General features: G+C 69.7%; 12 protein-coding genes. 7 read left to right on the forward strand and 5 right to left on the reverse strand.

Going from position 1 to position 14,544, the window contains the following annotated elements; genetic code table 11:
* Window positions 1–6: 6 nt before the first annotated feature.
* Together ACTWQN_RS17950 and ACTWQN_RS17955 are read right to left on the reverse strand one after the other, a co-directional pair.
* A complete protein-coding gene (locus tag ACTWQN_RS17950; RefSeq protein WP_443204635.1) occupies window positions 7–198 on the reverse strand; it encodes a hypothetical protein in 192 nt (63 codons plus the stop codon).
* Window positions 199–244: 46 nt separating this feature from the next.
* Window positions 245–526 (reverse strand): winged helix-turn-helix transcriptional regulator, encoded by a 282-nt coding sequence (locus ACTWQN_RS17955; protein ID WP_443204636.1) that lies wholly within the window; start codon window positions 524–526, stop codon window positions 245–247.
* Window positions 527–558: 32 nt separating this feature from the next.
* Here ACTWQN_RS17955 and ACTWQN_RS17960 point away from each other — a divergent pair, with 32 nt between their 5' ends.
* The 3 genes from ACTWQN_RS17960 to ACTWQN_RS17970 all read left to right on the forward strand — a co-directional run bounded on the left by ACTWQN_RS17960 (window position 559) and on the right by ACTWQN_RS17970 (window position 2,406).
* Window positions 559–1,074 (forward strand): zinc-binding dehydrogenase, encoded by a 516-nt coding sequence (locus ACTWQN_RS17960; protein WP_443204737.1) that lies wholly within the window; start codon window positions 559–561, stop codon window positions 1,072–1,074.
* A gap of 248 nt (window positions 1,075–1,322) precedes the next feature.
* Window positions 1,323–1,844, forward strand: coding sequence for an ABC transporter permease (locus tag ACTWQN_RS17965; RefSeq protein WP_443204637.1), 522 nt, complete (start codon window positions 1,323–1,325; stop codon window positions 1,842–1,844).
* 361 nt (window positions 1,845–2,205) lie between these two features.
* Window positions 2,206–2,406, forward strand: coding sequence for a cold-shock protein (locus ACTWQN_RS17970; RefSeq protein ID WP_443204638.1), 201 nt, complete (start codon window positions 2,206–2,208; stop codon window positions 2,404–2,406).
* Between the two features lie 252 nt (window positions 2,407–2,658).
* On the opposite strand, the gene ACTWQN_RS17975 is transcribed toward ACTWQN_RS17970, so the two are convergent.
* Window positions 2,659–3,489, reverse strand: coding sequence for an LLM class F420-dependent oxidoreductase (locus ACTWQN_RS17975; RefSeq protein ID WP_443204639.1), 831 nt, complete (start codon window positions 3,487–3,489; stop codon window positions 2,659–2,661).
* Window positions 3,490–3,751: 262 nt separating this feature from the next.
* On the opposite strand from ACTWQN_RS17975, the gene ACTWQN_RS17980 reads away from it, so the two are divergent.
* Window positions 3,752–4,159 carry a winged helix-turn-helix transcriptional regulator gene (locus ACTWQN_RS17980; protein WP_443204640.1) on the forward strand — a complete coding sequence of 136 codons (408 nt, stop codon included), beginning with the start codon at window positions 3,752–3,754 and terminating at the stop codon, window positions 4,157–4,159.
* A 44-nt stretch (window positions 4,160–4,203) separates the two neighbouring features.
* On the opposite strand, the gene ACTWQN_RS17985 is transcribed toward ACTWQN_RS17980, so the two are convergent.
* Entirely contained in the window at window positions 4,204–4,743 is a 540-nt protein-coding gene (locus ACTWQN_RS17985) for an AfsR/SARP family transcriptional regulator (RefSeq protein ID WP_443204641.1), read from the reverse strand.
* Window positions 4,744–4,918: 175 nt separating this feature from the next.
* Here ACTWQN_RS17985 and ACTWQN_RS17990 point away from each other — a divergent pair, with 175 nt between their 5' ends.
* Together ACTWQN_RS17990 and mycP are read left to right on the forward strand one after the other, a co-directional pair.
* Window positions 4,919–7,624: a hypothetical protein gene (locus ACTWQN_RS17990; protein ID WP_443204642.1), complete on the forward strand. Its 2,706-nt coding sequence runs from the start codon at window positions 4,919–4,921 to the stop codon at window positions 7,622–7,624.
* Window positions 7,625–7,716: 92 nt separating this feature from the next.
* Window positions 7,717–8,865: a type VII secretion-associated serine protease mycosin gene (mycP, locus tag ACTWQN_RS17995; RefSeq protein ID WP_443204643.1), complete on the forward strand. Its 1,149-nt coding sequence runs from the start codon at window positions 7,717–7,719 to the stop codon at window positions 8,863–8,865.
* Between the two features lie 116 nt (window positions 8,866–8,981).
* Here mycP and eccCa read toward each other — a convergent pair whose 3' ends face one another.
* Window positions 8,982–12,989 (reverse strand): type VII secretion protein EccCa, encoded by a 4,008-nt coding sequence (gene eccCa, locus ACTWQN_RS18000; protein ID WP_443204644.1) that lies wholly within the window; start codon window positions 12,987–12,989, stop codon window positions 8,982–8,984.
* Here eccCa and eccD point away from each other — a divergent pair.
* Window positions 12,871–14,526, forward strand: coding sequence for a type VII secretion integral membrane protein EccD (gene eccD, locus ACTWQN_RS18005; protein WP_443204645.1), 1,656 nt, complete (start codon window positions 12,871–12,873; stop codon window positions 14,524–14,526). The two genes, eccCa and eccD, sit on opposite strands and share 119 nt — an antisense overlap.
* Window positions 14,527–14,544 lie beyond the last annotated feature (18 nt).

The raw sequence follows: 14,544 nt of genomic DNA on the forward strand, positions 1-14,544 counted from the left end.
CGAAGATCATCCCAACGTCTGCTTCAGGATCGCGTTGACCTGGTCGGTCTCCACCAGCACGACCGACGATCGTCGGAGTGGACCGGCACTGGCGCCATGCGCGCGCCCTCGCTCGCGGCCGACGATCGAGGCGCCTCCGACGTCGAAGATCCGGTTGATCGCGGCGAGCACCTGATCGGCGATGACGGGCATGATCACTGCGCCGAGCGGGAGGCCGACGGACGACCGAGGCGTTGCATGCTGATCACTGGCCGGGGCAGGAGTCGGCCGCCCAGTCGTGGAGGGCGTTGAGCGCCGGGTTCAGCGCCACCCCAGCCTCGGTGAGCTCGTACTCGACGTGCGGCGGCAGCTCCGGGTAGACGATGCGGCGGACCACCCCGTCGGCCTCCAGCGCACGCAGCTGCTGGATCAACATCTTCCGCGTCACCCGCGGGATCGCGCGCTCCAGGTCGGAGAAGCGGCGCGGCTGGCGCACCAGGAGGTGGTGGATGATCAGCAGCTTCCACCGGCCCTCCAGGATGCCCAACGCCCGCTCGACCTGGTCGATCGAGCGGCTCGCTGGCCGGACAGATCGCCAGGATCCGCGGCGCCCGGGTCATCGGTCTGGCGGGCTCCGAGCAGAAGCGCAAGATCCTGACCGAAGACCTCGGCTTCGACGCCGCCGTGGACTACCGCGCACCGGACCTCGCCGAGCAACTCCGAGCCCTGGCGCTCGGCGGCCCGGACCTGTACTTCGATTCCGTCGGAGGCGCGGTCAGCCAGACCGTCATGGGCCTGATGCGCCGCCCGGCACGCGTGGTCGTGTGCGGCCTGATCTCCACCTACGACGACGACACCGCGTGGACGGTGAACATCAAACCGCTGTACGCCAACGGACTCACGCTGCAGGGCTACACCCCGGTGCAGTTCCCCGACGCCCTGCCCGCCGCGCTGGACCACCTCGTCGACTGGGTCGAGACCGGGCAACTGACCCCGCTGGAAACCGAACGGCACGGCCTCGAAGCCCTGCCTGGTGCGATCAGCGGCCTCTACCGCGGCGAGAACATCGGCAAGATGGTGGTCACCATCCCGTGAAGCCCCAACCGGTGTTCCCCGACCCCACTGGGAATTCCGGCCCGGCCGGGACGACCGCGTTGCGGCGCCAGCGATTGCGGCACCGCGATCTGGCCAACACGTGCTGAGCGGTCTCCTCCGGTGCGGTACTGCCTCGCTTGGAAAGCAGCCGGTTCTCAGGCGGCGTCAGCGCTGGCGCGGCTGAAGCGCGGTGCCTGAGCGCGGCCCGGGTTGCTACCGCGCGTCGAGTTCAGCCGCCGCCTTCGCATATGCCGCTCGGCACGATCGCCTTCGCCGTCGCGCTGTGGTGGCTGCTCACCAGCGTGATCGCCGACGACGATCGACTGCTGAGCTCCTTCGCACCGCAGCGCGCCGTCCCCGCCATCGGCGACCTCATCGCTCGCGGCGTCCTCCTGCACGACATCGGGTCGAGCCTGTGGAGACTGCTCGTCGGCATCCTCATCGCGGCCGTGATCGGCATGCCGCTCAGCCTCGCGGTCGGGTCACTGGCCGCTGTGGAACGCGCGACACGTCCGGTCTTCCAGTTCCTGCGCATGATCTCGCCGCTGTCCTGGGCTCCGGTCGCGGTCGCGCTGTTCGGCATCGGGCACCGCCCGGTGTTCTTCCTCGTGGCCGCTGCCGCCGTGTGGCCGATCCTGCTCGGCGGTAATCGATTGCCGCCGCCACGAGGGCTGCGCCCCTCGGTCTGCGCCCGAGTGTGCCTTGGCCGTCCCCTTGCCGGTGCCCGCCGACAGCCCCTGCAGGTGCTCTGGGCATCACCGGGGCGCTGATCGTGGTCAGAGCTACCGGGCAGGCGGTCTCCGCCCTGGGTGTGAGGTTCGCGCTGGCCTCCACGGCCTGTTGGGGGGCGGCATCTTACTCAGCACCGTCGGCGCCACCACCGTCCGGCCCACATCGAGACACACGGGTAAATGATCGGGATAGCGCGGTGCCGCGGTGTCGCGGTGGTGTAGTGTTCCTGGTGGTCGTGGTAGTTCTGGTTCGTGTTCACGCACGCTCGCAGGATGCTGATGCGGGCGAGCTGCTCTCTTTGGTGTAGCTGGAGTTAGCTGTCGTCTGAGATCTCTCCGGCCCAGGTCGGCACGCGGTGTGCCGGGCCTGCTTTGTCTCTAGCTCTCGAAGGAAATTGTTATGGCACAGGGAACCGTGAAGTGGTTCAACGCGGAAAAGGGCTTCGGCTTCATCGCCCCGGACGACGGGGGGCCGGACGTCTTCGTGCACTTCTCGGCCATCGAAGCCTCGGGGTTCCGTGAGCTGACCGAGGACCAGCACGTGACCTACGAGGTCACCCAGGGCCCGAAGGGCCCGCAGGCCGCCTCCGTGCGCGTCTGATCTCAAGGGCTGCTTTTTAGCTCTCCGATGGCTCCCCCGCTCGACTGGGCGGGGGAGCCATCGGCTCGCGAGTGGACTGCTGCTGCGGGTGGCTGACGATGCCGACCAGGAGTCCACTCGCTTCGCTTTCGACCTTCCGGTGCGGGAACTCCCGCTCAAGCGGCGCGCCCGCGCGTGATCAACAGGCTGGCTGATTCCGGGGTCCACCCCACTACGCCGTGGTGGCGGTTGAGGTCTCCCAGCAGCCGTTGGTCAGGAGAGGCTGTTCGCCAGGACCGCTAGCTCGTCGAGGTCGCGCAATGTCTCCGACTCCGGCTGCGTCGGGAGCAGGAAAGTGACCTCGTCGATCCCGGCGTCGACGTAGCCGGCCAGCGTGGACATGTCCCGCCCGGCGCCCCAGATCATGAACGGCACAGCCGTCCGGCCGTTGTCGGTCAACCACCGACGCACCCGGCGCAACTCCTCGGGCGGGGTGGCTGCCTGGGGTAGCCACCCGTCGCCAAGTGTGCGTAGACGTTCCAGCGCCCGTGGGCTCTCACCACCGATGTAGATCGGGGGGTGTGGCTGCTGGACCGGCTTGGGCCAGGAGAAGATGGGGTCGAAGTCGATGAACTTGCCGTGGAACTCGGCCTGCTCCTGGGTCCAGATCTGCTTGAGGGCCGCCAACTGTTCGTTCATCTTCGCACCACGGGTGGTCGGATCTGTGCCGTGGTTGCGGATTTCCTCAACCATCCAACCCACGCCGACACCCATCGCGACACGTCCGTTGGAGATCAGGTCCAGGCTGGCGACCTCCTTCGCGGTGTAGATCACATCCCGCAGGGGAAGCAAGAGCACTCCCGTGGCGAGGACAAGGTCACGCGTGACCGATGCCGCTGACGAGAGCGCTACGAAGGGGTCAATGATGCGGTGATAGTCGCGAGGCAACCCGCCCTTGCTGCCAGCAGGCATCTGGTACTCAACCGGAATGTGCGCGTGCTCGCTGACAATCAAGGAGTTGAACCCACGCTCTTCCACCGCAGTGCCCAGCGACGCCGGACTGATGCCTTCGTCGGTGATGAACGTAGCGATACCAAACTTCATGCCCAGCTCACCCTGCCATTCCAGAATTCGATTCCAAGAGCCAAATACTCGACACCGTCAGACGCGTTCTTCGTCCGGCCCGAACGGCTAGGCGGTCACCCAGCCGGGCATATCGATCGCCTCGACGTTTACGTCAGCGCTCATCCAGGGAGCCTCCCTCGATGCCCGAGTGCTTACCAAAGGTTCCCCGGTATCTTCAGGTAACCTCGGATGGTGGGTCAATCAGGCACTTTTCAGTGCCCGGGTTCCATGGAGGTAACTCATGGCCGATGACGCGTCCGCCGCTCCCGCAACCAGGCCACCCGCCCAGCTGTCAGCTGCTCAAGGTTGCCGCGCGCGCGAGGTCCTCGACCTCGTCGCTGACAAGTGGTCTCTCGGCGTAGTCGACACGCTCGGCGCGGGCCCCAAAAGATTCAGTGAGCTCAAACGCTCCATCCAAGGCATCAGCCAGAAAATGCTGACCGTCACTCTGCGCGGCCTAGAGCGCAACGGGATCCTCACCCGCACCGTGTACGCCGTCATGCCCCCCAACGTCACCTACGAACTCACGGCCATGGGACGAACGCTCCTCGAAGCGACGAATCCCCTGATCCAATGGAGCCTTCAGAACATCTCGGCGATTGATGCGGCGCGCGCGGAGTTCGACGGCAGAACAGATCGGCCACTGTAGCGAGGACGGCGGGTTGTGGTCTCGCAGAACCGGGCCCGAGTGGACTAGCCGATGGGTTTGCGACCGCGGCTGCGGCCGACGAATCCGGTGACGTTGCGCGGCAACTGCGCGGGCACCGGATGCGTTGCGGGCACGGCGTTTTCGAGCGGCTCACCGGCCAGTATGGTGGCCTCCAGCTCGCGCAGCTCCGCCCCTGGCTCGACCCCGAGCTCTTCGACCAGCACCAACCGCGCGTCGCGGTAGGCGGCCAGCGCGTCGGCCTGCCGCCCGGCGCGGTACAGCGCGGTCATCAGCAGCGCGTGCAGGCGTTCCCGCAGCGGATGTCGGTCCACGAGTTCGGTTAGGTCGGCGACGATCGCGGCGTGCCTGCCGCAGCGCAACTCGGCGGCGTAGCGGTCCTCGGTGGCCGCCAGCCGGAGTTCGGTGAGCCGCCGGACGTCCGCGGTCAGTTCCGGCATGTCCAGGCCCTGGTACGGCTCGCCACGCCACAGCCGCAGCGCCTCCCGGATCAGCTCCACGGCCTGCCGCGGTTCGGTGGCCTGGCCAGCCTGTTCCAGCAGCGCCGCGAACCGGTCGGCGTCCAACTCATCGGGCCGAACCGCCAGGCACCGCGCTCGAAACCGGCGCGTGGCAACGGGGCGAGATCAGGGCGGTGGTGAGGGAAACCCCTCCGAACCTCCGGCGCGGGTATCGCGCGTCCGCGCACAAGGCCGCGAATCCCCAGACTGTCCAGGTACAACTGCCTTCGCTACGGCATCGGTGAGGAGCCCGACCGCGCGGAACGAGACCGAGTTGATACCAGCACCGGAAACCAACCACACCCGCGCGGGGAGCCTGTTCGTCGAAGCGCACGGCGGCAAGGCCGTCATCCGGCATCGCGACGACCAGGACGAGCAGCAAGTCCGGCTGTTCGCCGCGGTGCAGAACGCGCCGGGCAACGCCGTCGTGCTGGCGTCCACCACCGCGGGCCGGGATCCCGGTTTCCGTGCCGCGCTGCGCGATGCGTGCGAGGTCGCGCTGAGCTCGGTGCCGAAGAGCCACCGGCTGTGGGTGGCCGTGCCCGGCCTGGCGCGAACCGACCCCAAAGGAAACAGTCCGGCGCAGAAACTCGCCAAGGAATTCGCGGTGCACGTCCTCGCGCCGGACGGGCCGCTGACGCTCACCGCCGACGGCACGATCTTCGCGGGCGACGATCACCACTCCTGGCAGCTGTTCGCTCCCAAGGACCAGAAGCGGCGGTACGGCGCCCGGTATCCGCTGCCGCACTGGGAAGCCCTGATGCCACGCGGTGCGGTCACCGCGTCGGACCTGCGGGCGGAACCGATACCGGCGGGCATCCTGGTGCACGCCGACGCTCCGGGCGAGGATTGGATCGGCATCGGCGCGGGGCTTCCGGTATCGCCGCAGCACCCCCGCGTGCTGTTGGGTCGGCCCGGCGACGTGCCGATCTCGCCCCGTCGGTTGGCCGCCCTGCTCTCCCGCTTCCCCACCGCCTTCCGCTCGAACCTGCAACTGGTGCCGACGGATCCGGAAGCGGCCTCCACTGGGTGGATGAAGCGGCTCGCCGAACTGCTGGGCCACGACGTGTTCGCCGCCACCGGCTACCTCCACCACGAGGAGTTGGGCGTCGAGAGCGCCGTGCTGTACGACGAGTTCGGTCGGCGATCCTGGCAGCCGTTCCCGGTCGCGCTGCGCTACTCCGCCAGCGGGCAAACGCGGGTGGTGGCGGCAGCGCCCGCTCCGCTGGGGTGGTTCCGGTCCGCACCGCTGGAGTACCGGGAGGTCGAGGCGACCGGGGCGGCTCCCGCGCCGGACGAGATCACGGCCCGGGTGGTACCGGCCGGGCTGGCGCTGACCACCGCGGGCGAGTCCGGCGCCGCCGACCAGTTGGCCTTCGAACCGGACCGGATGACCGTGGTCATCGGCTCGCCCGTTACGCCGCTGGCCGGGGGAACACCGCGCGCCCTGCACCGCCTGATCACCGGACTGCACCCGGAACACCGCGGCAGGCTCCGCCTTCTCGTGCTCGGCGCGGCCCACGAGCGGATGCGCGAGGCAATCCGCTCGGCGGTGGGAGAACTGGCCGACCGGGTGGAGTTCACGACGTCCGTGCCAGCTGCGGATCGCGCGGGAGACGCGTTGGCGGACAGCGAACCGCCTTCGGAAGATCAGCCAGCAGATCAACCGGCCGTGGTCGCCCCAGCACCCGGGGACAACGGCCAGCCCGCGAGCGACCGCCCGGCGGGGAACAACACTGCTCCGCTGGAAAACCGCGGCAGCCCGACGAACCACGACCTGCCCGTAGCGCACGGGAACGCCGACCAGGCAACGGAAAACCACACATCCGAGCAAGACCCGCCAGCGCGCGAACAGGACACGTGGCACGTCGTCGCACCGCCGCTGCCGCCGCGACCGGTGACGGTCTCGTCTCCACCGGAGTCACTCCTCACCGAACCCGCCCCCGGAACATCTCGGCGCGAACAGCACTCCGACGCCGCTGCCCGCTCCACCGGTGGAGAAGACCCGCGAACGCCCGAATCCGAGAGCGCACATCCACCCGAGCCGGTGGACCTGCCCGATCCGGTCGCGGAAGCCGCGCCTGCCGCAGCGAAATCCGGGCTGCTGCCCGCGGCGCCGCGCGAACGGCGGTTCGCGCCGGACCACCGGAGCACCGCCGCCGAACGCGCCGGTCTGGTCCAGCTGGCCGGGGCCGAGTTCGACGCGGCGCTGCCCACGGTCAACGCCGCCCTGGCCAACTATCCGGCGCTGCGTGCCGGGGTGAACCAGGACGAGAAAGCCGATTTCGTCGCCATCTGCCTGTACGTCGGCGACGGCGAGTTCGGCGCCCCCGCGGTGAACCGGATGCTTCGCACCGACGAATCCGGCACCGACGACTACGTCGCTTGCCTGACTTCCGGCCTGCGGCGGCTGCCGGTGCACCGCGGACCGGCGTACGGCATGGTCCTGCTGCCCGCCGGGGAATCCCCGACGGACGCCTACGAGACCGGCGGAGTCCTCGCCGAACCCGGCTTCGTCAGCGCCAGTGCGGCATCCGACCTGACCACAACCGAAGCCCACGCGGATGTGGTGATCTGGTCGCACTCGGCGCGCCGCACCGCCGCGTTCGGCCGCAACGGGCTGCCGGACGAGGTCGTCTTCCCGGCGGGCAGCCGGTTCAAGGTGTTGGCCGTCGAGCAGCCGGACGCGGCCGAGGCGGCAGACGACGCCTCGATGCCCGCCGCGGTGCTGATGCGGGAGTTGCGTCCGGGCGAGGCGTCGAATCCCGGAACGCTGCACGACACCGACCTGACGATCCTGCCCAGGCTGCAACGCGCGCTTGGCCGCAGGCACAGCGCGCCGCAGCGCGTGATCGACGCCCCGGAGCAGTTGCGGCGGATCGGCACACCGGTCGGACTGGCGATGGCGGCAGCGCAAACCTACCCACCACAGGAGGGCCAGCAGTGAAGCAACGCCGCCGAGGTCACCGCGGCAGCCGCGATTTCCGGCGTGTTCTGGCCATTTTCGGCGCGGTGGGGGCTTTCCTCAGCCTGGTCCCGATGCCTGCGGCCGTCGCGCAACCGGCGAATCCGCCGCCCGATTCCGGGAACGGTTGTCGGCAGCCGCCGATCCGGAGCGAGCCGTCGCGACCGTGGGCGCAGCAGATGCTGACTCCGGAACGCGCCTGGGGGCTCACCCGGGGCGCGGGAGTCACGGTCGCTGTCATCGATTCCGGTGTGGACGCCGAAACGCCGCAACTGGCCGGGGCCGTCCTCGACGGCGTGGATGTGCTCAGCCCGGGGGACACCGCGAACACGGACTGCGTGGGGCACGGAACGTTCGTCGCGGGCATCATCGCGGCTCGACCCGTCCCGGGCCTCGGGTTCGCCGGGATCGCCCCGGAAGCCCGGATCCTGCCGGTGCGCTACACGCAGTCGCGGACCGGCGGCACCGCGCCAGCGATGGCAGATGCGATCCGGGAAGCCGTCGACGGCGGGGCGCGGATCATCAACGTGTCGGCGAGCAGCCCGTATCCCAACGACGAGCTGCGCACCGCCGTGGACTACGCCCACGCGCGAGACGTGCTCATCGTCGCCGCCGCCGCGAACAGCGAACAGCGGGGCAACCCGATCACCTATCCCGCTTCGTATCCCGGTGTCCTGGCGGTCGGCGCGGTGGACATGACGGGTGCTCGGGCGGATTTCTCGCAGACCGGTTCGTTCGTCAGCCTCGTCGCCCCCGGCGTCGACGTCATCAGCGTCGGCCCGGGCGGGCCCGGGCACTGGCAGGACAGCGGCACCAGTTTCGCCACCCCGTTCGTCTCCGGCACGGCGGCCCTCGTCCGGGCGTATCGCCCGGAACTGGGGGCCGACCAGGTCGCCGAGCGCCTGCGGGCGACCGCTACCCGCCCGGGGGCGACCGTGCCCGACGCGGAAATGGGGTGGGGCACGGTGAATCCGTACCTGGCGGTGGCCAGCGTGCTGCCAGCGGAAGAGGGCGGAGCCTCGCAACTGGCCGGACGCGTGCCGCACGCCGACATCCCTCCGGACAACCCGATTCCGCTGCGCGTAACCCTGATCAGCGTGGTCGCCGCGATCCTGCTGATCTGCCTGGCGGCGATCTCAGCAGCGCTCGGCCCGCCCGGATGGCGCCAACGCTGGCGGCGACGCCGTGTCGTCCACGTAGTCGACGACGCGGCGCAGTCGTGAGTGCGAAACCCGGCTCCAACCCGCTTTCGCACTCACGACCCCATTCAGGTGAGCGGTGAAGGGCACCTTTTACCAAGTAAGTTGGTGAAAGGTGCCCTTCACCCCGTCCCCGTCACTCACCGGTGCTCCGCGTAGTCGCTGTCGAGCAGTGGTGTTTGGAGCAGGCGGATGGTGCGGCGGCGGTTGATGAACTGGGCGCGTCCCACCGGCAGCGTTTTGGGGCGGACGTCCGCTAGGAACTTGCCCTCTTCCTTGGGGCAGGAGAACAGCAGCGCCGGGGTGCCGAGCTCCCACATCCGGCGCAGCACGGGATCCATCATGACCCGCGACGCGCCCGAGGTGCTGCGGGCGACGATGAGGTGGAAGCCGATGTCGGCGCCCTGCGGCAGCAGGGACGTCAGCGGCGCCAGCGGATTGGTCATGCCGCTTTGGATCAGCTCGTGGTCGTCCACCACGATGAACAGCCGCCCGCCGCTCCACCAGTCGCGCTTGCGCAGCCGGTCCGGGGTGATCTCCGGGCCCGGCAGGCGTTTGGTGAGCAGCGCGGCCGTCTCCTCGATCGTCTGGCCGAAGGTGTCCCCGGACACCGAATAGCCGATCTGGTACTCCTGCGGCACCGTGTCGTGCAGTTCCCGGCGCAGGTCGGCGAACATCAGCCGGGCCTGGTCCGACGCGTAGTGCCGCCGGACCGAACGCGCGATGTGGCGCAGCAGGTTGGTCTTGCCGGACTCGGTGTCACCGAAGATCATCAGGTGCGGGGTGAGGTCGAAGTCGTGCCACAGCGGGGCCAGGTCGACGTCGTCGATCCCGAGGGCGATCTTGGGCAGGTCGCCGTCGGCACCGGCCTCGGGCGCGGGCAGGTCGACGGCGTTGACTTCCATCGGCAGCATCCGCACCGGCGGCGCCTCCGCAGCCCCCGGCACGGCGACCGCATCGACCAGGTCCAACACCGCGTCGGGCAGGTCGTCGGTGGTGGCCCGGCCGTCGATGCGCGGTAGCGCGGTGCGGAAGTTCTGCCGGTCCGTGGTGATCCCGCTGCCGGGCTCGGCCGGGACCTTGGCGGCGAGCTTGCTGTTCACCTCCGACTCGATGGCGTCGCCCAGCTTCAGTTCGAACCGGGTTCCCAGCACGCTGCGCAACCACGGCCGCATGTCCGCCCAGCGGGCGGAGCCGACGACCAGGTGGATGCCGAAGGTCAGGCCGCGGGCGGCGAGTTCGCCGAACTTGTCCTCCAGTTCCTCGAACTCCTGTCGGATGGTGTACCAACCGTCGACGACCAGGAAGACGTCGCCGTAGGGGTCCTCGGCCACGAACCGGCCTTCCCGCCGGGCCCGCCGGTAGGCGGCCATCGAATCCAGGTTGTGCGCCTGGAACCACTGCTCGCGCCGCGCCAGCAGGCTGACCACCTCCTGCACGGTGCGGGAAACCCGGTCGCGGTCCAGCCGCCCGGCCACACTGCCCACGTGCGGCAGGCCCAGCAGCGGCGCCAGTGATCCGCCGCCGAAATCCAGGCAGTAGAACTGCACCTCGGCGGCGGTGTGGTTGAGCGCGAGTGCGGTGATCAGGGTTCGCAGCAGGGTGCTCTTGCCGCTCTGCGGGCCGCCGACGACGGCGATGTTGCCCTCGGCGCCGCTGAGGTCGGCGACCAGCAGGTCGCGGCGCTGCTGGCCGGGCAGGTCGATCAGCCCGACCGGCACCCGCAGTCCGTCCGGGGTGCCGCGGTCCGCGGTGCGCAGACCCGATTCCGGGTCCTCGCGCAGTGGCGGGAGCAGTTCGTCGAGGGTCGGCGAGTTCCGCAGCGGCGACAGCCACACCTGGTGCGCCGCCGGGCCGAGCCCGCTCAGCCGCTCGATCAGCACGTCGATCAACGACTTCCGGGGCTCGCCCTCGCCGGTCTGCTCGGGGACGGCGGGCTCTTCGATGCGACGCAGTCGCGGTTCGACGTGCCGCCCGGTGAAGAACACCAGCTGTTCCTCGATGACCTCGCGGCTGCGCTGGCGGCGTGCGGTGCGGTAGGGGCCCGAGACGTAGGCGGCCTTGAACCGCATCAGGGTCTGGGTGTCGGTCCGCAGGTAGCCGTTGCCGGGGCTGGAGGGCAGTTCGTAGGCGTCCGGCACGCCGATGACGGCCCGGCTGTCCATCGCGGAGAAGGTGCGCAGCCCGATCCGGTAGGACAGGTGCGTTTCCACCTTGCTGATCCGCCCCTCGTCGAGCCGCTGGGAGGCCAGCAGCAGGTGCACGCCGAGGCTGCGCCCGAGCCGACCGATCATGGCGAAGGTGTCGATGAATTCGGGCTTGCTCACCAGCATTTCGCTGAACTCGTCGACCACCACGAACAGGCTGGGCATCGGGTCCAGCGGGATGCCGGAACGACGGGCCTTCTCGTACTCCCGGCGCGAGTTGTAGTTGCCCGCCGAGCGCAGCAGTTCCTGGCGGCGGTTCATCTCCCCGGTCAGCGCGTCCTGCATCCGGTCCACCAACTCCAGTTCGTCGACCAGGTTGGTGATCACCGCGGCGGTGTGCGGGAGCTCGTCGAACCCGAGGAACGCCGCACCGCCCTTGAAGTCGACGAGCACGAGGTTCAGCTCCTCCGAGGAGTGCGTCGCGACCAGTGCGAGCACCAGGGTGCGCAGCAGTTCGCTCTTGCCCGAACCGGTGGCTCCCACCAGCATTCCGTGCGGCCCCATGCCGTCCTCGGCGGATTCCTTGAGGTCCAGCTCGATCGGCGTGCCGTTGCCCGCGATCCCGATCGGCACCCGCAGCCGTTGCCAGGGCGAGCGGCCGTGCCGAAGTTCGTCGGGGTCGAAGGTGCGGGCGTCGGAGATGCCCAGCAGCGAGGTCAGTTCGTAGTCGGTGGTCAGCGGTTCGCTGGTGTCGTTCGCGACGCCGATCCGGTACGGCGAGATGGCGCGGGCCAGGGCGGCTGCCTCGGCGATGGTGGTGGCGTCCGCCCGGCACAGCGGGCTGTTGCTCTCCCGCCCGGCGCGGTCGAAGTTGACGGTGCTGATCTCCGGCGGACCCGCGTCCCCGGAGGCCACTTCGAGGTGCAGCACGGACCGGTTCGCCTGCCAGGTCAGCGTGCTGTCGATGTCGATCAGCACGGCGTTGCGGAAACCGGAGCCCGCGAGGCGGTGGCCGGCCGGGATCTTCGCGCCGTCGGCGACCACGACGACGAGCGGTTCGGCCGCCGTGATCGGGGTGGACGGTTCGAACTGGGGGCGTTCGGTGAAGGACTCCCCGCCGAGCATGGTTTCGAGTTCGGTGACGTTGTCCGACAGCAGCCGCAGCGGCCCGGCGCCGTCCCGGCGATCGTCGTCCTGGGCGTGCGGCAGCCACTTCGCCCAGTCCCATTCGGCGCGTTCCCGCTCCCCCACGCAGAACGCGATCCGCACATCGCCCGGCGAGTGGAAGGCGGCGGTCTGGCAGAGCATGGCCCGCACCAGTGCGCGTTGGGCCGCCGCGTCGCCGCGCAGCTGCACGCGGGCGAAGCCGCGCAGGTACACCGCGATCGGCGCGGACGGCAGGGTCGTGTAGGCGCGCAGGAAACGGCGCAGCGCGTGCGCGGCGAGCGGTTCGAGGTCTTCCACCGGCTTGGTCTGCGGCGGTACCAGCTTCACCGCGGCGCGCTGCGGGCCCAGGCCGATGCGGACCTCGCCGAAGTCGTCGTGCGGCGTCCGCCGTTCCCAGCGCCGGTAGCTCATCACCAGCGACCACAGGGATCCCGGGTCCGGGTGGGTCCAGGTCGCGGCCCGGTGCTGGCTCCCCAGCGTGTCGCGGACCTGCCGACGCACCTGGGCTAGGTAGCGGAGGTAGTCCCGCCGGTCGCCGCCGAGCTGGCGCTTCCGGTCGCTGGACACGCGCAGGAGCTGGCTGAACAGCATGGTGACCATGGCCACCCCCATCAAACCGGCGGCGACGTAGGTCAGCGGACCGGTCCGGCCGGGCTGGATGAAGAACAGCATCATGGCACCGGCCATCACCGCCATCGGCAGGTACATCAGCACCATGCTCAGGCCGCCGCTCTGCGGCTCCGGCACCGCGGGCGGCTCCTGCAGCTCCACCTCGTCCGCGGGCATCGCCGGACCCGCACGGCGGGCGGGTCGGCGGAACAGCGTCGTGCTCAACGCGAGTCTCCTCTGGTGCGGGGTTCCCCTCGGATTGCCCGGCGGAAGCGTTGTGGTCCGCGCGCGCGGCGCGCGAACCACTACGTTCCGCCGTGTCACGGTCTCGGCCAGCCAGCCAGGAAGGAAACCGGACACCAAAGTGGAAGACGTCGCAAAGGATGTCACAAGCCAGCTCTGCCGACTACGGGTACTCGTCAAGGACAGGTCCGTGGAACTGGCGCTGCCCACCGATGTAGCGCTGGTGGACATGCTGCCCGCGATCCTGCAGCACGCCGGTCCCGAACTGGCCGACGAAGGCGTGGAGCACGAAGGGTGGGTGTTGCAGCGGCTCGGCAAGGCGCCGCTGGACGAGAACCGCACCGCGGCGGAAATCGGTCTGCTCGACGGTGAGACCGTCCACTTGAGACCTCGGGCGGCGAGCCTTCCCGAGATCGACTTCGACGACCTGGTGGACGGCATCGCGGACCAGGTCCGCCGTCGTCCGGACCGGTGGACGGATGCGCTCAGCCGGTGGATGCTGCTGGCGTTCTCAGGACTTTCGCTCGTGCTCGGCCTGCTGGTGCTCGGGATGGACGGATCGGCGCTCACCCGGACGATCGCGTCCGGGGCGGCAGCCGCGGCGCTGCTGGTGGCCGCCACCGCGATCGCGCGGAGCACATCGGACACCGTGACAGCCACGGTGCTGGCGCTGCTGTCCGTGCCCTACGCCGTGGTGTGCGGCTGGTTCCTGCCGCTGGCGGTCGACGCCCACGCAGGTACCGACGTGAACGTGACGTGCGCGGCCGTGCTCGTGGTCGTGGCGCTGGCCGCCGGTCTGCTCGGGACGGCCGATGCCGCGCTGCTGTTCGTCAGCGCGTTGTTCGCCGCCGTACTCGCCGCGGTCACCGCGTTGATCAACACGACCACACCTGCCGACACCGGCCAAGCCGCGGCGATCGGTCTGGTGCTGTGCCTGATCACGCTGGGTTTCGTGCCGACGTCGGCGTTTCGGCTCGCCGGGCTGAGCCTGCCCATGCTGCCGACCAGCGCCGATGAGTTCACCGAGGACACCGATCCGATACCGCACCGGATCGTGGTGCAGCGGTCCGTCGTGGCGGACCGCTACATGACCGCGTTGTACCTGACGCTGGGCGTGCTGCAGGTCGTGCTGTTCGCGGTCATCGTCCACACCGGCTCGATGTGGTCGATGATCATGGTGGCGGTGGCCGGACTGCTGCTCCTGCTGCGCTCCCGGCACATCGATGGCGCCCGCCAGCGGTGGGCGCTGCTGGTGCCCGCCGGGTTCTGCCTGAGCGCGGACGCGCTCCGGCTCGCCGCCGGTCTCGATCCGTTCAACAGGTTGTGGTTCGCGTTCGCCGGTGCGCTCCTGCTCGCGCTGCTGTTCGTGGTGGCGAGCAAGACCCTGCCCGGACGCAAGCTGCGCCCGTACTGGGGTCGGGCGGTGGACATCCTGGAGACCCTCTCGGCGCTCGCGTTGATCCCGTTGCTGCTGGCCGTGCTCGACGTCTACATGTTCGTGCGCGGACTCGCGGGCTGACGCGGTACCCCGATCAAC

It is taken from the genome of Saccharopolyspora antiqui (assembly GCF_052246905.1).
In the GTDB taxonomy this organism is placed as follows: Bacteria; Actinomycetota; Actinomycetes; order Mycobacteriales; family Pseudonocardiaceae; genus Saccharopolyspora.